This is a genomic window from Cohnella sp. GCM10027633, from assembly GCF_042675445.1.
Classification (GTDB): Bacteria; Bacillota; Bacilli; order Paenibacillales; family Paenibacillaceae; genus Cohnella.
Map to the genome: position 1 here is coordinate 113653 of NZ_JBHTGV010000002.1, position 25261 is coordinate 138913.

Annotated in this window: 19 protein-coding genes; 16 read left to right on the top strand and 3 right to left on the bottom strand. The window is 60.2% G+C overall.

The window, feature by feature from the left end:
- Positions 1–21 precede the first annotated feature (21 nt).
- From ACFQZG_RS05280 to ACFQZG_RS05305, 6 genes are all read left to right on the top strand, one after another.
- Positions 22–2202 carry an alpha-L-rhamnosidase C-terminal domain-containing protein gene (locus ACFQZG_RS05280; RefSeq protein ID WP_378150516.1) on the top strand — a complete coding sequence of 727 codons (2181 nt, stop codon included), beginning with the start codon at positions 22–24 and terminating at the stop codon, positions 2200–2202.
- A 238-nt stretch (positions 2203–2440) separates the two neighbouring features.
- Positions 2441–2749: a PadR family transcriptional regulator gene (locus ACFQZG_RS05285; RefSeq protein WP_378151570.1), complete on the top strand. Its 309-nt coding sequence runs from the start codon at positions 2441–2443 to the stop codon at positions 2747–2749.
- Positions 2746–3093, top strand: coding sequence for a DUF1048 domain-containing protein (locus ACFQZG_RS05290; RefSeq protein ID WP_378150517.1), 348 nt, complete (start codon positions 2746–2748; stop codon positions 3091–3093). The genes ACFQZG_RS05285 and ACFQZG_RS05290 overlap by 4 nt, the downstream gene beginning before the upstream one ends.
- Before the next feature lie 12 nt (positions 3094–3105).
- On the top strand, positions 3106–3453 hold the full coding sequence (locus ACFQZG_RS05295) for a DUF1048 domain-containing protein (RefSeq protein ID WP_378150518.1): 348 nt from the start codon (positions 3106–3108) through the stop codon (positions 3451–3453).
- A gap of 17 nt (positions 3454–3470) precedes the next feature.
- Positions 3471–4229, top strand: a complete 759-nt coding sequence (locus ACFQZG_RS05300; RefSeq protein ID WP_378150519.1) for an ABC transporter ATP-binding protein — start codon at positions 3471–3473, stop codon at positions 4227–4229.
- Positions 4230–4231: 2 nt separating this feature from the next.
- Positions 4232–4996 (top strand): ABC transporter permease, encoded by a 765-nt coding sequence (locus tag ACFQZG_RS05305; protein WP_378150520.1) that lies wholly within the window; start codon positions 4232–4234, stop codon positions 4994–4996.
- Between the two features lie 57 nt (positions 4997–5053).
- On the opposite strand, the gene ACFQZG_RS05310 is transcribed toward ACFQZG_RS05305, so the two are convergent.
- Positions 5054–7237 carry a family 78 glycoside hydrolase catalytic domain gene (locus ACFQZG_RS05310; RefSeq protein WP_378150521.1) on the bottom strand — a complete coding sequence of 728 codons (2184 nt, stop codon included), beginning with the start codon at positions 7235–7237 and terminating at the stop codon, positions 5054–5056.
- 215 nt (positions 7238–7452) lie between these two features.
- Between ACFQZG_RS05310 and ACFQZG_RS05315 the strand changes: the two genes are divergently transcribed.
- Positions 7453–7953, top strand: a complete 501-nt coding sequence (locus ACFQZG_RS05315; RefSeq protein WP_378150522.1) for an SRPBCC family protein — start codon at positions 7453–7455, stop codon at positions 7951–7953.
- Between the two features lie 80 nt (positions 7954–8033).
- Here ACFQZG_RS05315 and ACFQZG_RS05320 read toward each other — a convergent pair whose 3' ends face one another.
- A complete protein-coding gene (locus tag ACFQZG_RS05320; protein ID WP_378150523.1) occupies positions 8034–8747 on the bottom strand; it encodes a protein-glutamine gamma-glutamyltransferase in 714 nt (237 codons plus the stop codon).
- Between the two features lie 166 nt (positions 8748–8913).
- On the opposite strand from ACFQZG_RS05320, the gene ACFQZG_RS05325 reads away from it, so the two are divergent.
- The 4 genes from ACFQZG_RS05325 (at position 8914) to ACFQZG_RS05340 (ending at position 17878) form a co-directional block, all read left to right on the top strand.
- Positions 8914–11400 carry a glycosyl hydrolase family 28 protein gene (locus tag ACFQZG_RS05325; protein WP_378150524.1) on the top strand — a complete coding sequence of 829 codons (2487 nt, stop codon included), beginning with the start codon at positions 8914–8916 and terminating at the stop codon, positions 11398–11400.
- 207 nt (positions 11401–11607) lie between these two features.
- A complete protein-coding gene (locus ACFQZG_RS05330) occupies positions 11608–14727 on the top strand; it encodes a hypothetical protein (protein ID WP_378150525.1) in 3120 nt (1039 codons plus the stop codon).
- 20 nt (positions 14728–14747) lie between these two features.
- Positions 14748–16607: a pre-toxin TG domain-containing protein gene (locus ACFQZG_RS05335; protein WP_378150526.1), complete on the top strand. Its 1860-nt coding sequence runs from the start codon at positions 14748–14750 to the stop codon at positions 16605–16607.
- Positions 16608–16777: 170 nt separating this feature from the next.
- Complete coding sequence (locus tag ACFQZG_RS05340) at positions 16778–17878, top strand: metallophosphoesterase (protein WP_378151571.1); 1101 nt, start codon at positions 16778–16780, stop codon at positions 17876–17878.
- Between the two features lie 30 nt (positions 17879–17908).
- Here ACFQZG_RS05340 and ACFQZG_RS05345 read toward each other — a convergent pair whose 3' ends face one another.
- Positions 17909–18844: a glycoside hydrolase family 43 protein gene (locus ACFQZG_RS05345; RefSeq protein ID WP_378150527.1), complete on the bottom strand. Its 936-nt coding sequence runs from the start codon at positions 18842–18844 to the stop codon at positions 17909–17911.
- A gap of 199 nt (positions 18845–19043) precedes the next feature.
- Between ACFQZG_RS05345 and ACFQZG_RS05350 the strand changes: the two genes are divergently transcribed.
- The 5 genes from ACFQZG_RS05350 to ACFQZG_RS05370 all read left to right on the top strand — a co-directional run bounded on the left by ACFQZG_RS05350 (position 19044) and on the right by ACFQZG_RS05370 (position 25244).
- Positions 19044–19667: an SGNH/GDSL hydrolase family protein gene (locus tag ACFQZG_RS05350; RefSeq protein ID WP_378151572.1), complete on the top strand. Its 624-nt coding sequence runs from the start codon at positions 19044–19046 to the stop codon at positions 19665–19667.
- Positions 19668–19725: 58 nt separating this feature from the next.
- Positions 19726–22455, top strand: coding sequence for a winged helix-turn-helix domain-containing protein (locus ACFQZG_RS05355; RefSeq protein WP_378150528.1), 2730 nt, complete (start codon positions 19726–19728; stop codon positions 22453–22455).
- A gap of 205 nt (positions 22456–22660) precedes the next feature.
- On the top strand, positions 22661–22876 hold the full coding sequence (locus tag ACFQZG_RS05360; protein ID WP_378150529.1) for a hypothetical protein: 216 nt from the start codon (positions 22661–22663) through the stop codon (positions 22874–22876).
- Positions 22869–23531, top strand: a complete 663-nt coding sequence (locus ACFQZG_RS05365) for a hypothetical protein (protein ID WP_378150530.1) — start codon at positions 22869–22871, stop codon at positions 23529–23531. The genes ACFQZG_RS05360 and ACFQZG_RS05365 overlap by 8 nt, the downstream gene beginning before the upstream one ends.
- A gap of 240 nt (positions 23532–23771) precedes the next feature.
- Positions 23772–25244, top strand: a complete 1473-nt coding sequence (locus ACFQZG_RS05370; RefSeq protein WP_378150531.1) for an RICIN domain-containing protein — start codon at positions 23772–23774, stop codon at positions 25242–25244.
- Positions 25245–25261 lie beyond the last annotated feature (17 nt).

Genomic DNA, 25261 nt, shown 5'->3' on the forward strand with positions numbered 1-25261 from the left:
CGGGAAGAGGTTGATCATTAGATGGATCATATCGATCGCTCGCTGCCGGCGTGGATCTGGCAGCGGCAGCTTCACCATCGACAACGCTTCGCGCTGACCGCGAGCATAGAGACGAACCATACGGTTCCGGGAGTGTCGTTCCGCATGGCGCTCACGGGCGCGGCCGACGTCTATTGGAACGGGGACATCGTCGCGCGCATCTCCGAATCGCCTGCCGCGGCGTCGGCATTCGCTCCCGTCGAAGGGTTTCCGACCGAGATCCCGGCCGGACGGCATACGCTGACGATCGAGATCGAGGCGACGGAACTGTATCCCATCGCGGACGTGAATGCCTATCTGCATAGGCGCAGGGTGGGGTTCATCGGCTATATAGAGGGAAGCGGCTTCTGGCTCCCGAGCGGCGAGGATTGGCTGGCGGACGGAGAGAGGGCCGCGGTCGTCGCGCTTCTCGGCGAGGAGCCGTTCGGCGATCTCGAGGCTTCGCCGGAGTGGTTCGTCCGCGGCGGCTTCGACGACATCGAGGCCGTGCCGATAGACGGCGTATGCGCGATGGCGTGCCGGTCCGGGTTGGCAGCCGTTCGGGAGGCGGCCGTGTGGGGGCTGCGCGGGATCTGTTCTGGCGACGGAGGAGCCGCTCTAGAGGAGCCGGCCGTGGAGCGGCTCGAGTTGTTCTATCATCTGCGCAAGCAACAGGAGTGGAAGGCCCGCAGGACGGCGCAGCTCCGGTTGCCGCTGGATTCGCTGCCGCAGGCGACCTTCGATCTGGGACGAGAGTACAATGCGCGGATGCGGCTGGCCAACGATGGCAACGACGCCCTGACCGTGCTATGGAATGGCGCCGAGTCGCTCGAGGAATTGGAGAACTACGACGGCTGCATTACCGAATGGTACCCGATCGGCCCGGGCGAGACCCGGCATACGCTCCCCCAGGGAATGCGCTATGTTCGGCTTTACTTGTTAGGAACCGAGGGGGTTCCGATCGCCGCGAACATCCGCTTCGAGGCCGTTCAAGTCCGACTGGAGCAGACCGGACGCTTCGAAGCGGATGCCACGCGGTTCCCGCTCGTCTACGAGGTGTCCGCGCATACGAGTCGCATCTGCCACCAGATCGGCTTGTGGGACGGCATCAAGCGCGACCGGTTGAACTGGATGTTCGATCTGTACATGGCCGCCAGATCGTGCTACTTCCTATGGGACGATACGGCGGTCATCAAGCGCGCGCTCCGAGAGCTCGGAGAGGGAACGCCTCATGGCAAGTGGATGAACGGAATATGCGAATACACGCTCTGGTGGCTGCAGGCGGTTGCCGAATACTGCTTCTACTCGGGCGATGGCGACTTCGCGCTCGAGTTGTCGGAGCCGTTGCGGCGGCATGCCGGATGGGTGTTCGAGAACGTCGATGCCGTCTCCGGAAGGCTGGCGGCGGATGGCAGCATTCTGATCGAGTGGGTCCCGATGACGGCCGATGAGCGCAGCTCGGGCCTTCAGGCGATCTATGCCATGACGCTTGGCGCATTGGAGAGATTGAGGGTACACGCGCCCGAATTGGACCTGGGCCGATTGCCCGCTTGGCCAACGACCAACGAAGACGAATTCATGCGGCCGGATGGCCCGTTCGCGATCAAGGCGCTCGGCATCTTGTCCGGGTTGGTGAGCGAGCCGCGGGCTCGCGCGTACTTGAGCGACTTCGCGCTGGCAGACCCGCTGACGCCTCTGTCCGCCTACCAGCTCGCCGAATGCTGTTCGCTTTACGGGGATCACGAACGGGCCGCCGCCATTATCGAGCAGGTGTGGGGCGGGATGCTGGACCGCGGCGCGACGACCTTCTGGGAGAGCTATACGCTTCAGGAGACGGGCGCGGACTTCCACGACGCGCTTACGACCTACGAAGCCTACGGGTCGTACCGGATCAGCCTGTGCCATTCCTGGTCGAGCACGCCGGTCAAGTGGATCTCCGAAGTCGTGCTCGGGATCGCGTGTCTCGCTCCCGGCTTCGCGTCGGTCCGGTTCCGTCCGGCTTCCGTCGGCGGCATCGCGAATTGCTCCGGCGCCGTGCATACGCCTCGCGGCCCGATCGTCGTCTCTTGGCGGAAAGGCGAGGACGGAACGTTAACCGGGGAGATTACGGCCCCAGAGGGAATCGAGATTCAGGTAGAGGGAATCTCGGCGACGGTAACGTTGCGGAGCGCGCTGTCTGTTTAACGGACGGATGCGGCGTCATGTTCAAGATCGGCCATCCTTCTATACGGGGCAACCAGAATGCCATTCTGGTTGCCTATTTTTATTTCGCATAACAAAACCTGTTGACACCGACACTACTACGTGTTACTTTGTAGAAGTAGTCAGTAACACTGAATACCAGTAACACTGAATACCGGTGACACAGAGTACCGGCGACGCACAATAGCGAGAGGTGATCGTGTTGGATAATCTGACGGAAATGCTCAAAGGGGTTCTCGAGGGCAGCGTCCTCGAAATCATAAGCCGCGAAGAGACATATGGATATGAAATCACGCGGAGGCTGAATGCCCTCGGTTTTACGGACGTGGTGGAGGGTACGGTGTACACGATCCTGATCCGGCTCGAGAAGAACAAGTTGGTGGAGATCGCCAAGAAGCCGTCCGACATGGGGCCGCCGCGCAAGTTCTTCTCGATCAACGAAGCGGGGCGCGAGGAGCTGCGGAAGTTCTGGGAGAAGTGGGAGTTCGTCAATTCCAAAATGAGCGAGTTAAAGGAGAGAACGCAATGAACTTCTGGGATAAAATTACGGGCAACGACATGAAGAGACAATTCAAAGATTTCGAATCGCGAATCAAAAAGCTTCCGGCCGATTATCAAGCGGCATGGGGAACGATCAATGGCCATCTGTGGCCGCACTCGGATTTCACCGGACGCAACCTGATGCCCATACTGGACGGCGTGCTCGGCTTGCTCGAAGAGACGGCGGCGGACGGTCAGAGCGTGCAAGAGGCTCTGGGCGACGATATTCAAGGCTTCTGCTCGGCGCTGGCCGGCGAACAAGGGGCAAAGACTTACCGCGACAAGTGGCGCAAGCAGCTTAACGATAATATCGCCAAAAAATTAAACAAATAGGAGTGAGATCGAATGGGAATCAGAGAGCTCATCGAAGGCAAAAAACAATGGCGAGCGCACGTGGCGCGCGTCAAGGCGCTCCCGAAGGATTATCAGATCGCGTATAAGGAAATTCAGAAGTATCTGTTCAAGGTCGGACCCGTCGATCTCACCGAAGGGAACTTGCTCTCGGGCCTCGTGGATCTGTTCGAAGAAGGCGCGGCATCGGGGAAAGGCGTCCTGGAAGTGACGGGAAGAGACGTAGCGGCGTTCTGCGACGAGCTCATCAAGGATTCGAAGACGTACGCCGACCTGTTTCAAGAATCGGTTAATGAGGAAGTTCAGAAGGCCATCCATAAGGCCACGGACAAATTGAAGTGAAGAGGAGGGATACCCCCATGGAAAAAGCGATCGAAGTGAAAGGCTTGCGGAAGGCTTACAAGGACACGGAAGTGCTGAAGGGCGTAGACTTCGAGGTGAAGCGGGGCGAGATCTTCGCCCTGCTCGGCTCCAACGGCGCGGGCAAGACGACGATCGTCCGCATCCTTACCACGCTGCTTCGGCAGGACGGAGGCGCCGCCGCCGTACACGGCTTCGACGTCGCGTCTCAACCCGACAAGGTGCGGCAGGCGATCAGTCTGACCGGGCAATTCGCAGCCGTGGACGAAATCTTGACCGGGCGGGAGAACCTGGTCATGATCGCCAAGCTGCGTCCCCTGCCTAATCCGCGTCAAGTAGCGGAGGAACTGCTGACTCGCTTCGGCTTGAATGACGCTGCCGACCGCAAGGCGTCCACCTATTCAGGAGGCATGCGCCGCAGACTCGACATCGCGATGAGCCTGATCGGCAATCCGCGGCTCATCTTCCTCGACGAGCCGACCACCGGCCTTGACCCCGAGGCGCGCATCGAGACTTGGAAGATCGTGAAGGAGCTCGCGAACGGCGGCACGACGGTGTTCTTGACCACGCAGTATCTGGAAGAGGCGGAACAGCTGGCCGATCGAATCGCCATTCTGCATAAGGGCACCATAATCGCGAACGGCACGCTCGAGGAGCTGAAGAAGCTGTTCCCGCCCGCCAAGAAGGAGTACGTGGAGAAACAACCTTCTCTGGAAGAGATCTTCCTCGCCATAATCGGTTATAAGGAGGGCGCGTAACGATGAATGAACATTTCTTCAGCGACATGACCGTCATGCTAGGACGATCCATGCGCCATATTATGCGCAGCATGGACACGATTATCACGGTATGCATCACGCCGATCGCCATGATGCTGCTATTCGTCTACGTACTTGGCGGAGCCATCGAGGCCGGCACGGACAACTACGTCAACTATCTCTTGCCCGGCATCCTGTTGATGGCGATCGCAAGCGGAATATCGTATACGGCATACCGCCTGTTCCAGGATAAGCAACGGGGCATCATCGAGAGATTCCATTCCATGCCGATCGCTCGTTCCGCCGTGCTGTGGGGGCACGTGCTAACCTCGCTCGTATCCAACGCCTTATCGGTCATCGTCATCATTATCGTCGCGCTCGCCATGGGCTTCCGCTCATCGGCGGGGGTACTGGAATGGCTTGCGGTAGCCGGCATCCTCATGCTGTTCACGCTGGCTCTGACTTGGGTCGCGGCGATCGCCGGACTGGCCGCGAATTCGATGGAAGGCGCTACCGCGTTCTCCTATCCGCTCATCTTCCTACCGTTCATCAGCTCGGCGTTCGTGCCGACCGAATCGATGCCGTCCGTCGTGCGCGCCTTCGCCGACAACCAGCCGGTGACCTCGATCGTAGAGACCATCCGCTCACTATTGTCGAATCAACCGGTCGGCAATGACATTTGGGTTGCTCTCGCGTGGTGCGTGGGGATCCTGATCGTTTCCTATTATTTCGCGGTGCGGGCTTACAAACGGAGAGCCCATGCGTAAGCCATATTCTCGATAATAAAAGGCCTTCATCCCGCATTCAGGGGATGGAGGCCTTTACTACGCGATAACCACGGCCACCCCCGCAGGAGGCGTCACGATCAACTCCCCATGCGCATACGCCGCCTCGATGACCCCGCTGACGGTACGGAACTTCAATCGGAAGTCCGGCATCCCCTCCGGAATGCCGGGCTTGTACGCGATCTTCCCCCAGCCCGGTTCCATAGGAGATATCCCTATTACGTCCTCGATGAGAACGGGAATAGGCGAGCTGGCCCAGCCGTGGCACAAGCTCGTGTTCCACTTCTGCTCTTTGCCCCACGCTTCGAAGCAGGAGGTCGCGCCTTCCCGGATCATGTTCGCCCAGGAACGCTCGTCGTCGCAGGTGATCAGGTCGTAGATGAGTTGCTTCCGACCGTGCTTCGCGAGCGCCTTCAAGAGGAAGTAGGACATGTACACGCCGCAACTGAATCTTTTCCGTTCGATCAACGCCATGATGGAATCGATCGAATCGTTCGGGGCAATATCGAACAGCAACGGGAAAATATTCGCGTGAAGAGAAGCGTGGCCGGATGCCGTCGCGTCCGCGAACAGCCTAGCATCCGGCCGGTAGAAGGCGGAGATAAATGCTTGCTTCAACTGCGGCAACTCGTCGTCATGATCGATATTCAGAATGCGGCGGATTTCCTGAACGGTCTGAATGCACCCGTAATACAGCGCATTAATAACGTTATGACAGCCGTCGCTTACGGGCCGGGTCAGCGGGAAGTCATAGCCATCCCGCAAGTTGTCCGGCCAGTCGACCAGGTTCCACTTGTCCTTGACGTTCTCGAGCAGGCCGTCCGCGCGGCGATAGCTACCGAAGTGAGACAAGATCCCCTCGGCTACGGGATGCATCTCCTTCAGGAACGCGATGTCGGCGCTATGACGATAATAGTTCAGCAGCTGCATCGGCCATTGCAGGCTGAAGTCCGCGATCTCCTGCATGAAGCTGCCCGGCGCGACCGCCATGATACCCGGACATACAGTGGCGGATAGGGCGAAGTCCCGGATCGCCTTCTTGAACAGGCGAAGGTCTCCGCTGATGTACATGTGGGTATGGCCCATCACCGTGTTATCGCCCAAGTACTGGCCTTTCTCGCGGGAAGGGCAATCGACGAAGTTCTCCTGCGCGCATAGTTGAACGCCGAGCTTGCAGATGTCCCAGATTCGCTGCAGCAGCTCGTCCTCGGTCTCGAATCGGCAAGCCTCGGCGTCTATCGGATAATGGCGGACGATCGCGGCGAACGAATCCGGATCGATCGCTTCGGCCGGGCCGATCACTTCGACATATCGGAACGCCTTGTATTCGAACTGCTCGAGCGTATCCGCACGACCCGACAACGTCCACGTTTCTCGATAATTGCAGTTGCAGCGCATCTCGAACTTAACGGACCGATCCCCAAGCTCCAGCTCCTCGCCGAAGCGCAGCTCGATCCGTTGCCCGGCATCGCCCTTGGCCGTCATCTCGAATTGCCCCGTAAGCTCATGACCGAAATCAAGCAGATAGCGGCCTTCGTCCAGTTGCGTCACGAGAGCGGGCGCGATCCGGTAGACGCTGACCGCCGGCGTTTCTTGCGGGAAGAGTTCATAATCGGCACGCTGGTTCACCGCGGCTTGCTCCCACGTTTCATCGGAATACCCGGGCGCATGCCAATTCGGAATGGCTAACCTCTGATCGATATTTTCAAGAAACTGCGTGTCGTAACCGACGGTGCCGGAGGATTGGAATTGAGCGGCGCGCATGAACTTCCACGTCGCGTCGGTGAATAACGCGAAACCGTTATCCGTATTCAATTCGGCAATCGCGCCCATCCGCAGGTCTCCGCTGTTATAAGCCCGGTTAAGCAGTCCTTGGTAATAGACATGAATGGCGATCGTATTATGCCCGGCTGCGAGATACTCGGACAGCTCCCATTCGTTGTAATAGTAACGGAAGGGGTAGCCTTGGGCCGGACCTTGTCCAACGAAACGGCCGTTGACATATAGCTTGTAATAATCGTCGGCCGATATCCGCAGCGAAGCCTTCCGAGGCTGTCGATTAAGAACGAAGCTTCGGCGGAAGTATACATGGCGATTCATCAAGGATCTCGGGTGTGCGTCCACCAGAGGAGCGGAAGGGACTTCTTCCTTGCGCAGCATGGAGAGCGGCTGCAGCTCCGCATATTCGGGATCCGTAATCCAGCTAGCTTGCCAATGGTTCATGGGCCACCCCTGAATGCGCGATCGGTTCGCGCGGTCGTAAGAATGGCTTAATTATAGGTAAGGTTCCATTCGGGCACAATATTCTTTTTTTCGTATCGTCTACCGTTCATCGGAACGGGGCATTCGAATGAATATTCCTTGACAGGCATATTCCTGTAATGGTATATTCGAGCCATGAATAAGGCAAACTACAGGTTTGGAGGAGAACGAATCGGATGAGCAATCGACAAGGACTGTTATTGAAACGCGAATTCAACGCCCCGCGCGAGCTGGTGTACAAGGTATGGACGGAGCCCAAGCACTTCGGAAGCTGGTGGGGCCCGAAGGGCTTCTCGCTCGAAGTGGCGAAGATGGATGTCCGCCCGGGCGGGATGTTCCTCGGCTGCCAGAAGTCTCCGGACGGACAGCACGCCATGTGGGGCAAGTTCGTATACCGGGAAGTCCAAGCGCCGGAGAAGCTCGTATGGGTGCAGTCGTTCTCCGACGAGGAAGGCAACACCGTGCGGGCGCCGTTCAACCCGAACTGGCCGCTCGAGATCTTGAACGTGTTGACGCTCGTAGAGAACGACGGAGTTACGGTGCTTACGCTGGAAGGCGGACCGTTGAACGCCTCCGACGACGAACAGGCGGCGTTCGACGCCATGGCTCCAATGGTCGGTCAAGGCTTCGCAGGAACATTCGAGCAACTGGCCAATTACCTCGCAAGTCAACTTTAGGCCGTATATCGTTAGCCCCGTTAACGAGCGGAAGCCAAGGACGCGATTACCGGTCCTTGGCTTTTTGTTATCCCGCGTGGTTACACGCCGATCGTACGCCGCTTCCCGATTCTCGAGCGGACGGCCCCGGCCGCGATCGCCTCGGGGAAGCGGGAGACCATCGAATAGCGGCTCATCGTCGGCGGCGCATACTGGGAGAGCGAATCGTAATCCGGATAGGCGATCGTGTCGTCCAGATAAGCCGACCGGGAGGCATCCTTCTTGCGGTGCTTGTTCAATGCCGCAATCATGCCGTCCGCGTCCCGGATGCCGAGTCCATGGCCGTAATAGCGGCCGTCTTCCAGCAGGATGACATTCTCGCCTTGCCATTCCGTCTTCTCGGGATTGACGTCGGGATTTCGGAAGTAGAGGCAATCTCCGGGTCTGGCATATTGGGCGCCGACGCGCGCGGAGGTGATCCCCAGATCGCTGTCTGCGTCCCAGCTGAACAGATGCAGGTTCGCGAACAGCTCGTTGAACTTATCCGCTCCGATCGTGTCCAGTACGCCCTTATAGAACAAGATCACGATGGCCACGGCGCATTCGAAGCCGTACTTCGTTCCGTTCGAGAAGATGTCGTTAATGCCCCTCGCGGGCGTCGCGTCGTTCCGAAGCAAGAAGCCGCCTCTGTTCGTCAGGATCCACAGCTTCTCGTTGCAGAACGACGTGCGGAACGTCGCGAACCTCGTACCTCCCTTGTTCATGCTCTTGGCCGCGTCGATAATGTTCGATCGCAGCGCATTCTCGAAATCCATAGGCAGGAGCCTCCTCAGATGGCTAATGCTCTATCATATGGCCGATCCACAACCCGAGTGCATCTCCGTATTTCTGCCTAACATCTTCTTGTTGCCGCATTATGTAACCGCTTGCAAACCCCTATACTGAACCTGCAGTCCATACCCTCATGAAGGAGGATTTATGATGTCCAGGTTCAAGAAGCTGGTATCCGCATTGCTGTTCGCCGTATTGACGTTGTCTCCCTTGCTGGCGATGCCGCGGCCGGCGAGCGCCAACACGATCTCGCCCTACGCGCTGCCATCGATCTACGCGAGCTCGTCCGTCTTCTCGGTGAAGGCGAACGGCACGACGATTCCCGTCGTGAATTACACGGGAGATTACGATTACGCGCACTTCTCGATGTCGCCCGGAACGACGACGATCGAGGTGACACTGCTGGGTCAGTCCAGCATCGGCTCCTATACGATCAGTCCGAGGAAGCTTGGCATTACGGGATCCGTCAGCGGCAACAAGCTGACGTTCTCCATCCCGAACGACGAATACTTGATTATCAAGATCGCCGGCGCGCGCGCGCTGGTATTGATCGCGGATCCGCTCGAGACGGACGTTCCCGCGTCATCGGGAGCGGGCATCTACAATGTGGCGAGCGCTCCTTATAACGCGAACGGCAACGGAACGGGCTTGACGACCGCCGCGTTCCAGAACGCGATCAACGACGCCGCCAATTACGCGGGAGGCCAAGGCATCGTCTACGTGCCGGCGGGAGTATATCTGGTCGGCAACCTGGAGCTGAAGAGCGACGTCGCCGTCTACTTGCAGGCCGGGGCGGTGCTCCGGGGCACCGGGGTGAAGAGCGATTACACGATGCACTGGCACAAGGACTCGAAGGATCTGGACATTACCTGGTGGATCTACACCCAGGCCGGCGCGACGAACGTGAAGCTGTACGGAAGGGGGACGCTCGACGGGAACGGGCGGTATTCGAAGAACACGGGCAAATTCGGTAACAACATCATCGTCCCGATCGCGACCTCCTATTTTACGGTGGACGGGCTGATCATTCGGGATTCCGGCTCTTGGGCCGTCACGCCCGCGCGTTCGAACGACTTGACCTTCAAGAACATGAAGCTGCTCAACCGGTTCGAGCTCGACATCGGGGAGAACGACGGCATCGACGTCAACGAATCGCAGAACGTTCTCGTTCAGCATGGCATCGGCATCGGGTTGGACGACCCCTATACGACCAAGGCGTGGGACGAGACGACCGATATCGCCCTCGGTTGGCCGGGTTCGCCGGAGATGGTCCAGAACGTCACCTTCGACGATCTCATCTCCTGGACGTACTGCTACGGGTTCAAGATCGGAAAAGGCATGCGCCAGAGCCAGAGCGGCGTCACGTTCAAGAACAGCGTCGTCTACGACGCCTCGGTCGGCATCGGTGTCCATCACAAGTACGGATCGGGGACTTTATCCAATGCGGTGTTCGAGAATATCGACATCGAGAAGCTGAGCTTCACCAACGACAACAATCGCACGTGGGCGTTCTTCGTCGTCCAGAACGCGGACGGCTTCGGCGGCGGTCCGGTCAACGGCTTGACGGTTCGGGACATTACGGTCCGCGACAAGGGGACGACCGCGGGCAAGCTAAGGGGCCATAGCAGCGCAGCTTCCATTAACGGTATTACGTTCGAGCGTGTCTACATGCCCGGCAGCGCCGTCCCGGCGCAAAATCTGTTCGAGATGAACATCACGGACCGCGCCTTCCATGCGCCGGTCACGATACTGCCGACGCAAATTCCGGAGCCCGCCGTACAGACGAATGTTCTCGACAATCCCGGCTTCGAGACGGGCAACGACTCCGGCTGGTCGCAATATTCCAATGTCGGCTCCGCCTACCAAGTTCAGTACGGCGGGACGATTTACGGCAATTACAAGCTCGTCCATACGAGCTCCGCGGCGTTCAAGCAGAAGACGTATCAGACCGTATCCGTCCCGAACGGCAACTACACGGCTTCCGTTAAGCTTCGTTCGACCGGCGGACAGAACGCCTTGCACCTCTATGCTAAGGGCTACGGCAGCTCTGCCGAGCTGCAGGCGGTCGCGGGCGGGGCGGCATTCTCGTCATGGACCGAGCTGACCATTCCGAACATCCCGGTGACGAACGGACAGGTCGAGCTCGGCATCTGGACGGACGGCAATGCGGGCAACTGGGCAGCGTTCGACGACTTCGTCCTGACGCGCAACTACGTCAACAATCCGGGCTTCGAGACCGGAACCGCTACGGGGTGGTCGCAATACTCGACCGTAGGCAGCGCCCAGACGGTGCAGTTCGGCGGTACGAACGGCGGAAGCTACAAGCTAGCCTACGAGTATGCCTCGGCCTATAAGCAGAAGACGTACCAGACGATTACCGTGCCGAACGGAACGTACAAGGCGTCCGTCTGGATTCGTTCGACGGGCGGGCAGAACGCCTTGCACCTCTATGCCAAAGGTTACGGCGGCGCGGAGATGCAAGCGTTCGCGGGCGGGGCGGCGTTGCCGAACTGGACGCTGCTCACGATCGACAACATTCCGGTCACGAGCGGCACGATCGAGCTCGGCATATGGGCGGACGCCAACGCGAATAATTTCGCCGCGATGGACGATTTTATTCTGATTCGGAAGCCGTAGGCGACCGGAATATAAGATAGCGAAGATGCTTGCTTCCGATAGGAGGCAGGCATCTTCGTTATGCGCGGACTCCGACTAACGTCACAAGCGCCCATGCTGAAAGCATCATTTAACGAACCTCGACACGATCCGAGAGATTTCTCGGCATTGCCGGCGTATAGTGGGGGCGAATACATACGATCAATAGATTAACAGAGGAGAGAAAATATGGAAACCTTATTCAGACTTATGCTGACTCGCGCGCCCGTCCTTCAAAGCGATGAAGCCCCAAGCATCCGTCTCGCGCAGAATTCCCTCCTTCAAGCGCAATTGGGCCAGGCGCAAGCCCAATCGGAACCGCGACCGGCGCTTAAGGCCGCGGCGAAGCGATTCGTCGCTTCGGCGGAATTCGTCGGCGCGCCCGACAAGCTGGACGTTGAAGAGAAGCTTCGCCTATTGGGCGACAAGCTGACGGAGCTGGAGAAGGAAGAGAGCGTGCCGGCCGGAATGCTCGCGAACGCGATCAAGGAGGCGTTCGGCGAAGAAGCGGAGATCGTAGCCCAGGACAAGCCGGCGTTAGAAGCCATAGGGCGGCTGCGGGACAGCATCGTCTCGATCAAGCTGCTCCCCGAAGAGCATCGTCGGCCGGTCGAGGCGCTCGCGAATCGATTAAGAGATTGGGAAGTGCTGCTGCGCGCGGTTGCCGGAGGGGATTTTCCGGGAAGCGGCGCGGCGCTTCGGCGGTATCGCCGCCGTTCGATCCAGCTGCCGACCGAAGTCGAGCTGCGGTCGAGCTTGTCCGCGATGGATCGGCAGCGAGAGCTGGAGCAAGCGCGCAAGGAAAGCGAGTCGAACCGGCGCAAGGACGCGGAGACGAAGCTCGAATCGTACAAGCGGTTGCAGAGAGCCGTCGAAGAGCTGACCGGACTCGGCGGGGAGCATCTGCTCGAGACCGAAGCGGCGGAAGACGAAGGATATCTCGTGCCGGAAGAACTGAGGGCGGGCAACGTATGGCTGAACGAGCTTGCCAAATACCGCAACCTCGAGTATACGGGCATGAAGGAGAAGGAAGCCCTCGCCTTGAAGCGTCTGGAGAAAGCGGCGTTCGACGGGCTCCAGCTTCAGCTGGAGGAGAGCGCGCTCAAGAACGACCTTGCGGGGCTGTCGTTCAAGTACTTGGGGCTCGTCCAGAGCGGGAGTCCGGCCCGAAGGCTGCTGGAGAGGAATCCGATCGCGTTCCGGTTGAAGGCGGAAGCAGAGAAGACGCTGTCGAAGAGCACGACGGAGCTGCTGCGGGAGCATGGCTTGTCGCTATCCGAGACGCGGCTCGATCGGATCGTGGATCGGCTGAGAGCGGAGTTGACGTCAATCGGCGGGGATCTCGACCGTCTATACGGCGGTCAGGTCCAGATGAGCTTCAAGCGAATGGGCGGCGCGATGGTCGCCATCAAGACGCCGTTGCCGTCCGTGTGGAGCGATATCGCGATCGGCGGCAGCTTCTACTTGCCTCCGATCGTCTTCCCGATCCCCGACGTCCGCGTTCCCCGCACTCACGGAAGCGTGGCGCCGGCCGGCGTCGCGGATCTGCTGGTCGTGAAGCAGCAACTGGTCCGGTACGAAGGAGCCGATATCGCGCATATCGAGAACGTGCTGAAGGGCGAGAAGAAGGAGCGCGAGCATGTCCGGCGCACGGAGACGGAGCAACTGACGTTCCGGGAATCGGAGGTCTCGACGACGGAGGAGCGGGAGCTGGAAACCGCGGACCGGTTCGAGATGAGCCGCGAGACGAGCGAGACGATCAAGGAAGAAGCGTCGCTCAAGGCGGGGCTGAGCATTAGCGGCAGCTACGGCCCGGTCGTCGAGTTCTCCGTCAGCGCGGAAGGGTCTCTATCGCGCTCGAAGGAAGAATCGATCAAGACCGCGGCGAAGTTCTCCCAAGAAGTGACGCAGAAGAGCGCGCATAAGATCACGGAGCGCATCCTCGAGCGATCCTCGCTTCGGGTAACGAACGAGGTCGTCGAGACGAATCGCCACACGCTGGATGGCGGCGACGCCAACACCGCGGGCGTCTACCAATGGGTCAACAAAGTGTATCAAGCTCAGATGTTCAATTACGGCATGCGCACGATGTTCGACTTCATGGTTCCGGAGCCCGGCGCATTCCTGATCGAAGCGATGCGCGGCAGCCATGCGCATGCGACGGAAATCGATAAACCGATCGCGTTCGCGTTGAAGCCCGATCAGATCACGGAGTCCAATTACCATTCGTGGGTTCATCGCTACGGCGCGACGGACGTTCAGCCTCCCCCGGACATCTACGTGACGAAGTCGCTGGACTTCAAAGCGGGCGGCGGAGACAGCAACACGAACTACAATCACTCCGGCCAGCTTCAGATCGACGAAGGCTATAAGGCGATTCAAGGCTCGGCGGCCGTCGTCTACAACATATGGGATCAATCCCACTCCATCGATCTGGCGCTGGGCAACCGGACGCATCGGTTTAACAAGGACACGAGCTGGGTGTGGACGACCTCTCTCGACGACGAGAGGGGAACCGTTCCCTTCGCGGCGGACAGCTTCAAGGTGGCTCAATTGGCCGTCGCCGTCGAAGTGAAGTGCCAGCGCACGGATCGCGCGATGCTGAAGTGGAAGCTGGATACGCACGCCAAGCTTACCCAGGCTTACAAGGCGAGACAGTCGGAATACGAAGAGAAGCTCGCGCAGCTCGAGATGCAGGCGGGTATCGCGATCAAGGGGAAGAACCCCGAACTGAACCTTCAACTGATCAGAGACGAATTGAAGAAAAATTGCATCAGCATCATGACGGAGCAACACTTCGAACTGTTCGGCGCGATCGATTACGACGCGGAGGGAATGCCGCGGATCGACTTGTACGAGAACGAAGCGGAAGGTCCGTACGTTCGCTTCTTCGAGCAGGCGTTCGAATGGGAGCATATGACGTGGGTGACGTACCCGTATTTCTGGGGACGCAAGTCCGCTTGGGGCGAACGGATCGCCTTCGAGGATACCGACAAGCCGTTCAACGATTTCATCAAGGCGGGATATTGCCGCATCGCGGTACCGGCTCGCCCCGGCTTCGAGGGCGCGATCGACCACTTCATGACGTACGGGGAGATCTGGAACGGCGGGCCGCTGCCGCCGATATCGGGCCCGCTCTATCTGCCGATCGCGGACGAGCTCGCCGAGCGGTTGGACCGTCCGGGAGCCGAATATCCGGAGGGCGAACCTTGGACGGTCCGCATTCCGACCAACCTCGTGCGCTTGCGCGCGGACGATAAGCTGCCCCGTTGGGAGCAGGACGAGAGCGGAGAATGGACGGAAGTCTAATCGCGGGAGGAGCATGAAGCGTGCCGGTCAACCTACGTCCGTACATGGACCAGCTTCGCGCCGCGGAGACGGAGCTGAAGACCCGGCTCGCGTCGGGGAGCGCTTCGGCGTCCTCGGTCGCGATCTCCAGACGCGCCGCGCAGCTGATGGAGGAGTGCATCCGGGTCAGCCCGGCGTCTCTCGCCGCGTACGAAGGTCCGGCTCGCCGCCGCGCCGCGGGAGCGACAGGACCGGAGCAATGGCGCCTCGACTCGATCCAAGCCGCAAGGGACGAGCTGTATCCCCATCAGGCGAGCGACGCTGCTTCGGAGGCTTATCTCCGATTGAGATTGGAGTACGTGGAGCTCGGACGCCAGCTCGTCGCTTCTCCGGATATGCGGCACCGGTCGGTCGTCGACGATCGGACCGGGAGGAGCTACCTGATGCGAGAGAATCCGGAAGTCCCTCGCATCATGCGGATTATCGCCGACGAGTTGATGCTATGGTTCGAGTCGCGCCGGATCGATCGCGCGTTCCTTCGCATGAGCGCCAGGGCGGGACTCGCGACCTTCTTGCGCGAGCGTCAAGACATGGTTGCGCTCCTGCGAATGGCGCAGACGCTGCCGCTCGATACGGAGATCAGCGAAGGACCGGTCCGGAGGCCGGCCTCGGTCGAAGCGGTCGAGCTGGCGATCGGATTGATTCCGGTCGTTGGCAATCTGGTTGCCGCTTACGAAGCTTACGAGGGCGTCGATCTATTCGGCTATCGGCTGACCGATACGGAGCGGGCAGTTCTGGCCGCTACGGTGCTGCTGCCTTTGGCGGGCAGGTTAGTGAAGGGAGGGAGGTTGCTCTATAGCGAAGCGCGATTGGTCGCCTTGTACGGGCGCGACGCTGCGGCATGGAGCCGGACGATTCAAGCCGGAAGCCGCGTCTCGGCCGCGGGGAGGGCAATGCGGACGATCGACGAAGCGGAAGCCGCCCTGCGGACGCAACGGAGCGTCGCGAGACCGCTCGCGCAGAGAGTCGCGACCGCGCTTCCGCAAGTCGTGAGCCAAGCGGCTCCGGCCTTATCCGCGTTGGACCAAGCGGTGCTGAACTTGTTCAACCGGCTTCGCGCGTCGAATCCCGTTCTGAACAGCCTGGACGCGCAAGCGTTCCAACGGATTCTGGAGAGAGGACCGAACGTGGACCACCTGAAAGGACAGCTGCTCGAGGAGCTGCTGGAATCGCGCCTCGTGCCCTGGTTGCGCGATCGTGCCGGCTCGTTCGCGCTCGGCATACAGACGGGCGCCCGTCAGCTTGAGTTCATCCCCGGGCATCTCGTCCGCGATGCTTCGGGTCGCCAGATCACGGACGGCCTATTGGCGATCCGACAGGACGGCGTGCTGGAGATCATGGCCGTATTCGAAGCGAAAGCCGGCAGCAGCGCGGCTAGAGAACTCAGCGTCGCCAGAGGCAGCATCTCCTCGTTGTCGGCGGCCGAACGGACGGAGTTGCGGGCGTACGCGCGCGACGTCTGGCGCGAGCTGCGGGAAGCGGCCGAAGAAGCGGGCACGCCGTTCAGCCGAACGATCGCGGACGTCGAGCGCGAGATCATCCTCACCGAGCGCGGAGGGCAAGTTCGCCGCGATATCGAGCGGCTGGCCGCGAACGCCGACGGAAGCTTGCCGGAGCTGCGGATCGGGTCGGATGCGATGCGCGCCAGGCTGTCGCCGACCCGGACGAAGTTCTTCGGCGTATTGCCGAGCGACGTGAACCGCAGTCTTATCGAGCGCGAGCTGCGCGATGCCGGCTTCTCGTACGAGATTATCGGCGTCGATGCGACGCAGCGGCAGCTTCGATCGATCGCGGCCGACATGACGGAGCTGGCGGCGACGCTTGCGAATGCCGGCTCTTAGCATGTTGAAGAGGCGATCCCTTGGTCATCTGAGATGACCAAGGGACCGCCTTTTTTATGTGCTCGTTCCGCCTTTAACGAGATTAAGAAACCCGCTATCGCGCGATAACGTATAACGGATAAGTTACTTAACCTCGAGATAGACGGGAAAAGGGGAATCGCAAAGAAATGATGTTCGTTGTCGTACTGCTACTAGCCATGCTGATCTATGGCGGGCTCGTCTACTATATCGGCTGGCGGGGGTATCGGTGGCTTCGGCCGGAGTCCTCGAGCCGGCGGTTCAAGCTTATCTATATCGTCGTCGTCGTATTGGCCGCCACGTCGTTCATCGTCGGCCGCATGTCCGGCGTCTCGTATATCAATATCGTCGGTGCCTATTGGATGGCGTGCTTCTTCTTGCTGTTAATGCTCGTTCCGCTTGCCCATCTCACGGTAATCCTGTTGCGTCTCACGAGGCTGCCGAGGCACGGCACGCAGAAGTGGGCGGGAGCCGTCACGCTCGTTCTGCTGATAACCTTCATGGCCTACGGCACTTATAACGCGTACAGCCCCGTCGTTCGCGACTACGAGATCCGGATGGATAAGGGATCGTCTTCGCTCGATACCCTTCATATCGCGATGGCGGCGGATACGCACTTCGGTCTGCTGTCGGGCCGCGATCACGCGAAGCGGTTGGTGAAGGAGATGAACGCGCTGAGCCCGGACCTGATCCTGCTGCCGGGCGATCTGTTCGACGACGACGTTCGGCCGTTCCTCGATCAGAAGATCGATCGGGTGTTATCCGGACTCCAAGCACCTTACGGCGTATATGCGTCGCTGGGCAACCACGACAAGCACGACGGAACGATTCAAGAGCTTATCGAAGCGCTCGAGCGCGGCGGCATTCGGGTGCTGTACGACGAGACGGTAGAGGTGCAGGGCCAATTCACGATCATCGGGCGCAGAGACAAGAGCGATAGCTATCGAATGCCGCTGGATGCTCTCATGGAGGGCGTAGATCCGGCGAAGCCCGCGATTCTATTGGAGCATCAGCCCCATGAGCTCGATATCGCGCAGCGGCTGGGCATCGATCTGATGTTGTCCGGCCATACCCATCGCGGGCAGATTTTTCCCGGCAATCTCATTACCGATCTGATCTACGAGAATGATTGGGGCTATCTGCGCAAAGAAAGCATGCATTCGATCGTGACTTCGGGTTTCGGCTTCTGGGGTCCGCCGATTCGGATCGGCACGCGCTCCGAGATCGTCGATATTCAAGTTCGGTTCGAGTAGGCGCGCGCGTGCGGACATGCGTGAACGCGATCACCCGAACCGCACCTTAATCCGCTCGTATTCCTCCATCGTAATCTCGAGCACCGTTCCGTGCTTGAATCCGTACGGGAACCGGAATTGCTCGTCCGAACGGACGAATCGCCCGCTCTCCAGCGTATCGGCGACGAACGGCACGTAGCCTTGGCCGTCTCCTTCGACGCCGTAGAAGTCGAGCATGACGCACCATCTGCCGTCGTTCAGCCGGAAGGCGGCGGGCGCTTCATAGACGCCTTGCCGGAGCTTGGCCATCTCCTCGTCGAAGGCGGCGATCCGCTCGTAATCGTCGCCGGTTATCGAGCTGCCCTTCTCCAAGATGATGCCCGCCGGATTCGCCTCGCTCTTGAGGAACCGATAGAAGCACCCGTTCTCCTCATAGATAGCGGAATCGATGATTCCGCTGTCTTTTTTGCTGCAGAGCAGCGTCGGCGTGGTGAACGTCTCGAAGTCCCGGGTTCTCGCGTAGTAGATCGATTTCGGGCCGTAGCCGTTCGAGGCGTGGGAGGAAGACCAATGGAGCACGTAGTCGTCCTGATGCGAATCGTAGACGACGTCCGGCGCCCACAGGCATCCGAACTCTCCGTCCCCTAACCGGACGAGCCGCCCGCTCGACCAATCGACGAGATTGTCCGATTCCCACATGACCAAGCACGGACTGCCGTCCGTCGCGATGTTGCCCCAATCGCCCCGGTACTTGCCGTGGAATTCGTTCGCCAGGCTCAGATCGGTCGATAGAATATAGAACTTGCCGTGCTTCGTTCTCACGATGGCATGGTCGCGCACGCCGCGCTCGCCGACGGAGGATTCGAGTACCGGCTTGCCGCCGTTGACCGCTTCCCAATCGAAGCCGTCGGTGCTGAGCCCGAAGTACACTTGCTCCCCGTCGGGCGTCTTCTTCTCTCTGAAGTGCACGAATAAGTAGGCGTTCATCCCATCATCTCCGCTTCGATTACTTACTCGGGTTTACGTCTACGATAGCGGAAGAGGCCGAATCCGCGCAATTCATCGGACGGGCAAAATACTGACTTATCGTGCTATGATTCCTAATCTCGCTTCCGTTTGGTATATTGCTAGTGAATGGATAACGGGGAGAGATGATGCGTTGATATCTAACGGCAGCAAGCTGGTCATGATCGGGGATTCGATTACGGACTGCGATCGGGCGCGCCCGATCGGCGAAGGCAAGGAAGATCCGTACGGGAGAGGCTACGTCGCCCAAGTGCACGCCTTGCTAGGCGCGACCTACCCGGAGCTGGACCTGCGCATCGTCAATATGGGCATCGCCGGCAATACGGTCCGGGAGCTGAAAGCGCGTTGGCAGACCGACGTCATCGAGCTGAAGCCGGATTGGGTGTCGATCATGATCGGCATCAACGACGTTCTTCGGCATTATAACCGGAGACGGATGACGGAGCTGCACGTCTCGCTCGAAGAGTACGAGGAGACGCTCGGAGCGCTCGTCGCGGAGACGATCGCTTCGGGCGCGCAAGAGATCGTCTTGATGACGCCGTTCTTCATCGAGAGCAACGAGGACGACCTGCTCCGCAGCATGACCTTGCAATACGGCGCTGCCGTCAAGAGGATCAGCGAGCGGTACGGCACGCGATTCGTCGACGTCCAGTCGGCGTTCGACGCGTACCTGAAGCATCATTACTCGCTCGAGCTGGCCGCGGACCGGGTTCATCCGACGCAGACCGGCCATATGATCATCGCGAGAGCTTGGCTGACGGCGATCGGGTACGCGTGGTCGTAGCGACAATCACGGATGTCGTCGGAAGCCGGAAGAAGTCCGGTTGGGGGAGAGACGCGCGATGAATAGGCCGATCTTGAGCACGAAGTTATATATCCCCTCGCCGCGCAAGGCAGCCGTACCTCGGCCGCGCTTGGTCGACCGGATGAACGAAGGATTACGGATGGATCGCAAGCTGACCTTGATCTCCGCTTCCGCGGGCTTCGGCAAGACGACGCTGGTCGGCCAATGGGTCGCCGGCTGCGGGCGGCCCGTCGCCTGGCTGTCGCTGGACGAAGGGGATAACGACGCGGCGCGATTCCTCGCGCACCTGACTGCCGCGTTTCGGACGATCGCCGATACGATCGGAAGCGAAGCCGTCCGTATGCTGGATTCCTCGCAGCCGCCGGCCGTCGAAATGATATTGACCCTCCTGATTAACGAGATAGCGGCTCTTCCGTCATCGTTATTGCTCGTCCTGGACGACTATCATGTCATCGATGCAGACGGCATCGACGAAGCGCTCGGTTTCCTGCTCGAGCATCTTCCGAACAATCTGCACTTGGTCGTCGCCTCCCGCGACGATCCGCGGCTACCCCTCGGCCGCTTGCGCGGCAGAGGTCTATTGACCGAGCTTCGCACCGTCGATCTCCGCTTCACTTCCGCCGAGACGGAGGACTTCTTTAACCGGGGAATGGGTCTAAGTCTGACGGCGGAAGATGCGGCCGTATTGGAGTCCCGAACGGAAGGCTGGATTACGGGGCTTCAACTGGCGGGCCTCTCGCTCCGAAGCCGCGAGGATATCCCTGGATACATTCGGGCATTCGCCGGAGACGACCGTTACGTCGTCGACTATCTGGCCGAAGAGGTGCTGCGGCGTCTGACCGAGCCCGAACGCGACTTCTTGCTGCAGACCTCCATTCTCGAACGACTGAACGGTCCGCTATGCGACGCCGTCACCGGAGGAGAGGACGGGCAACAGCGGTTGGAGGCGCTCGAGAGGGGCAATTTTTTCGTCGTTCCTCTGGATAATCGTCGCGGCTGGTATCGTTACCATCATCTGTTCGCGGAAGTTCTTGCCGTCCATCTGAAGGCGGATAGGCCCGGCTGGATGGCCTCGCTTCATCGGCGAGCGAGCGAATGGTTCGAACGGAACGGAACGGCGGCCGACGCGATACGGCATGCGTTGGCGGCGGAAGATTACGAACGGGCGGCGGCCATGATCGAGCTGGTTTGCCCGGAGATGAGCAGACTTAGGCAAGAAGCGACGATGCTCGGTTGGCTGAATGCGCTCCCCGACGGGCATATCCGTCGCCGTCCCGTGCTCGGCGTATGGTTCGCCGGCGCGTTGCTAACGGCCGGCAAGCCGGAAGGGGTCGAGGACCGGCTGAGGGATGCGGAACGATGGCTCGGGACATCGGAGCCGCGAGAGCGCGCGAATGACACCTCGATCGGGATGGCGGTCGCGGACGAGGAGCAATTCCGCCGGCTTCCGGCTTCGATCGCCATGTACCGCGCCGGTCTTGCGCTTGCTCGCGGCGATGCGGCCGCGGCCATGCCGTATGCCCGGCTGGTGCTCGAGCGAGCGCCCGAGGAAGACCGTTATTCGCGAGGAGCGGCTGCGGGTCTTCTGGGATTGGCTTCCTGGACGCTCGGGGATATCGAGACGGCGTACCGGACGTTCGCGAACGGCATGGACAGTCTGCGGCTGGCCGGGAACATCTCCGACGCGATCGGCGGCTCGATCGCGTTGGCAGATATTCGGATCTCGCAAGGACGGATCCGCGAGGCGATGGAGATCTACGAGCAGGGGCTGCGCCTCGCAAGGGAGCAGGGAGAGCCTGCCATGCGGGGAACCGCTGACATGTACGCGGGCATGAGCGAGCTGCGCCGGGAGCAAGACGACTTGCCGGCCGCCATGCAGCTCTTGTCGAGAAGCCGGAGCCAAGGCGAGCATACCGGGTTCCCGCAATACCGGTACCGCTGGCGGGTCGCCATGGCGCGTTTGCAAGCGGCGCAAGGCAATCCGGACGATGCGATCGCGCTGCTCGACGAGGCGGAGGAGTGCTACGCGGGAGACTTGTTCCCGAACGTGCGCCCGATCGCGGCCATGAGAGCGCGAATCCATATCGCTACGGGACGGTTGGGCGAGGCCATCGAATGGGCGCGGTCTCAAGGGTTGTCCGCCCGCGACGAGCTCGGATATCTGCGCGAATTCGAGCATATTACCTTGGCCAGGCTGCTTCTGGCACGTTACGAGAACGAACGCGACGAACGGTTCTTGCGGGAGGCGAAGGGGCTGCTGGCACGTCTCTTGCAGTCGGCGGACGATGGAGGAAGGGCGGGCAGCGCGCTCGACATTCTGATCGCGCAGGCGCTCGCTTGCCGGATGCAAGGCGACGCGGTCTCCGCGCTCGTGCCGTTGGAGCGCGCCTTGACGCTGTCCGAGCCGGAGGGTTACGTCCGTATCTACGCGGATGAAGGCTTGCCTATGGCAGCCCTGCTGGAAGCAGCCGCGACAAGGGGGATCGCTCGGCCGTACGTCCGCCGGTTGCAGGCGGCTTTCATCCATATCCGCGGCCCCGCGCCGGCGAAGCCCGCGGCGGGCAATCCGATTATCGAACCGCTAAGCGAACGCGAGCGCGAAGTACTGCGGCTGCTTCGAACGGATCGGAGCGGGCCGGACATCGCCCGAGAGCTCATGGTATCCTTGAATACGGTGCGAACCCATACCCAGCACATATATGACAAGCTTGCGGTGAACAATCGCCGTGCCGCGGTCCGGCGTTCCGAAGAACTCGGATTGTTCTGACCTTAAGCGTCGTTACCTAACCCCGGACCGCGGTCCGGGGTTATTTCGTTATTTTCATGCCTCGATCATCACATGTGATGATGCCCGATCGCTGCATGGTCGTCTATCATCGAACTAGCAACCGAAGGGAACGAGGTGCGCGATGAGCGAAGAGTTCGAGCGGTCAAAGCAGGGGTCTCGCGATTCTCAACGATACGAGATTCGATTGAGAGGACGACTGGATGTCCGGTGGCAGGACAGATTCGAAGGCATGCGGTTCAGCTACGAGAACGACGGAACGACCGTTCTCAGCGGCCCGGTCGCCGATCAAGCCGCCTTGCACGGGTTACTGCGGCAAGTTCGGGATCTAGCGTTGCCGTTGCTATCGGTTAATCCGGTTGCGTCTAATTCGAATGACAAAGGAGACAACGACAATGCATAACGAGAGACAAGTAACGAACGTTCCGAATGTCAACCGCTGGGGGGGAATATGCGCGATCGCCGCGGGAGGGCTGTTCATCTTCTTGCAGCTGATTCATCCCGCCGAGCTCGTATCGTCGGTCACGACCGCCAGATGGGCGATCGTCCATGTCTTGACGATCGTCATGTGCCTCTTCGGAGCGGTCGGTGTCGCGGGAATCTACCTGCGGCAAGCAGGCAGGATCGGTTGGCCTGGGCTGGCCGGCGCTCTTCTGCTCGGCCTTTTCTGGATCATCACGCTGGCATTCGTATTCGTGGAAGCTTTCATCTTGCCCGTGTTGGCGACGGAGTCGCCGAAGTTCGTCGAAGCGTACTTGGGCCTTGTGGTCGGGACCGAGAACGAAGTCGATCTCCGGGCGCTTACGGTATTATGGCCGGCCACGGGGATCTTGTATTTGCTAGGCTCGCTGCTGCTAGGCTTCGCCACGTTCCGCGCAGGGACGCTGTCGCGTCGGGCCGGAGGACTGTTGGCGGTCGGGGCCGTAGCCGCTCCCCTGCTCTCGATGTTTCCGCACGGCGTCGAACGGATGGCGGCGTTTCCTGTCGGCGTTGCGTTAGCTTGGCTCGGCTACTCGTTACTCGTATCGGAACGCTCGGGGCCGGGAACACCTCCATGAGCGGAACTTCCCGGTTGGCAGGCGGCTAAGAGGATCATTAACCGCACGGCATAAGTATACGAATCTCCCGATTGTACACCTGGAATCGCCTGGAATTGTCACTCATGCCCCGATCGTTCAATTGGGCGCTCGGGGCGACCGTGATACAGTGGGAGCAGAGGGGAGGGAGCAGCCGAATCGATTCGAGTAAGCGGTTACAAACCGTAACCGACAATCCAATCCAGCCAAGGAGGTAAGGTAATGAACACTCGCGCGTACAGTAGCAAGTCTCCGATCAGAAGCGCTATCGTCGCGGTATTGTCGTCCTTGTTGATCGTGTCCCTCTGGTTGAACGTGCCGCCCGGGCAAGCCGACGCGGCGCAGGTTAGTCTGCTTAACGGTATTCCGTTCAAAGATACGGCGGGCAATCCGCTGCACGCCCACGGCGGGGGCATGATCAAGGTCGGCAGCTATTATTACTGGGCCGGCGAGAATCGGGACGGGACGAACTACGTGTCCTTATACCGTTCGACCGATCTGAAGAACTGGGAATTCCGCGCGCACATTCTGTCCAAGACGTCGGCCGCCGAGCTGGCGACCGCGAATATCGAACGGCCGAAGCTGCTCTATAACGCTTCGACCGGCAAGTACGTGCTGTGGGCGCACAAGGAGAACGGCGTCGATTACGGCGAAGCGAGAGTCGCCGTCGCGTCGTCGTCCAACATCGAGGGGCCGTACACATATCACGGCAGCTTCCGTCCGCTCGGATACGACTCGCGGGACATGACCGTCTATAACGACAACGGCACGGCGTACCTGATCTCCGCGACGAGCGTGAACGCCGACCTGAACATCTACCGCCTGACATCCGATTTCCTTGGCGTCGATTCGCTCGTCAGCACGCTATGGCCGGGCAGCTACCGCGAGGCGCCGGCAATGTTCAAGCGGGGATCGACTTACTTCCTGATCACTTCCGGCGCAACCGGCTGGGCGCCGAACCAGGCGAAGTACGCCACCGCGAGCAGTATCTCGGGGACGTGGAGCGCGCTGTCCAACTTCGGCGATTCGCGGACGTTCGAATCGCAATCCGCGTATGTCATTCCGGTGGCCGGTTCGTCTACGACGTCCTATCTCTACATGGGCGACCGATGGGCGGGCGCATGGTCGGCCCCGGTCAACGAGTCCAAGTACGTCTGGCTTCCGCTCGCGTTCCCGTCCGCGACGACGCTGTCGATGAGCTGGTCGCCGAAGCTGAACGTCGATACGGCGACAGGCAGCTTGGCGGGCGTTGCCTTCTCGGTGAACACGAGCGCCACGTACGAGCTCGTCAACCGCAAGAGCGGGAACGTGCTGAACATCCGGAGCGGTTCGACCGCAACGGGCGCGGATGCGGAGCAGTGGGACGACAACAACGCATCGAGCCAGCGTTGGCAGTTCGTCGACGCGGGCAGCGGCTATTACAAGATCAAGAACGTAGGCAGCGGGCTGCTGCTGGGCTTGACGAACGGCAGCGCGACCGACGGCACGATCATCGAGCAATGGACCGACGGCGGTTGGACGAATCAACATTGGCAACTGGTCGACGCGGGCGGCGGATTCTATAAGCTGAAGAACCGGGCGACGGCCGATCTGATCGACATCTCCGGCGGCTCGCTCGATAACGGCGCCAACGCCATCGCTTGGACGGACAACGGCGGCTATAACCAGCAGTGGCAGATCGTCGAGGCGAATTGACGCTGTAACCGCATATT

Coding starts and splice junctions, on each gene's coding strand:
- ACFQZG_RS05305 (WP_378150520.1), top strand. CDS start 4,232: ATGAATGAACATTTCTTCAGCGACATGACCGTCATGCTAGGACGATCC.
- ACFQZG_RS05290 (WP_378150517.1), top strand. CDS start 2,746: ATGAACTTCTGGGATAAAATTACGGGCAACGACATGAAGAGACAATTC.
- ACFQZG_RS05315 (WP_378150522.1), top strand. CDS start 7,453: ATGAGCAATCGACAAGGACTGTTATTGAAACGCGAATTCAACGCCCCG.
- ACFQZG_RS05320 (WP_378150523.1), bottom strand. CDS start 8,747: ATGGATTTCGAGAATGCGCTGCGATCGAACATTATCGACGCGGCCAAG.
- ACFQZG_RS05330 (WP_378150525.1), top strand. CDS start 11,608: ATGGAAACCTTATTCAGACTTATGCTGACTCGCGCGCCCGTCCTTCAA.
- ACFQZG_RS05310 (WP_378150521.1), bottom strand. CDS start 7,237: ATGAACCATTGGCAAGCTAGCTGGATTACGGATCCCGAATATGCGGAG.
- ACFQZG_RS05295 (WP_378150518.1), top strand. CDS start 3,106: ATGGGAATCAGAGAGCTCATCGAAGGCAAAAAACAATGGCGAGCGCAC.
- ACFQZG_RS05350 (WP_378151572.1), top strand. CDS start 19,044: ATGATCGGGGATTCGATTACGGACTGCGATCGGGCGCGCCCGATCGGC.
- ACFQZG_RS05345 (WP_378150527.1), bottom strand. CDS start 18,844: ATGAACGCCTACTTATTCGTGCACTTCAGAGAGAAGAAGACGCCCGAC.
- ACFQZG_RS05325 (WP_378150524.1), top strand. CDS start 8,914: ATGTCCAGGTTCAAGAAGCTGGTATCCGCATTGCTGTTCGCCGTATTG.
- ACFQZG_RS05280 (WP_378150516.1), top strand. CDS start 22: ATGGATCATATCGATCGCTCGCTGCCGGCGTGGATCTGGCAGCGGCAG.
- ACFQZG_RS05370 (WP_378150531.1), top strand. CDS start 23,772: ATGAACACTCGCGCGTACAGTAGCAAGTCTCCGATCAGAAGCGCTATC.
- ACFQZG_RS05365 (WP_378150530.1), top strand. CDS start 22,869: ATGCATAACGAGAGACAAGTAACGAACGTTCCGAATGTCAACCGCTGG.
- ACFQZG_RS05285 (WP_378151570.1), top strand. CDS start 2,441: ATGCTCAAAGGGGTTCTCGAGGGCAGCGTCCTCGAAATCATAAGCCGC.
- ACFQZG_RS05340 (WP_378151571.1), top strand. CDS start 16,778: ATGTTCGTTGTCGTACTGCTACTAGCCATGCTGATCTATGGCGGGCTC.
- ACFQZG_RS05355 (WP_378150528.1), top strand. CDS start 19,726: ATGAATAGGCCGATCTTGAGCACGAAGTTATATATCCCCTCGCCGCGC.
- ACFQZG_RS05300 (WP_378150519.1), top strand. CDS start 3,471: ATGGAAAAAGCGATCGAAGTGAAAGGCTTGCGGAAGGCTTACAAGGAC.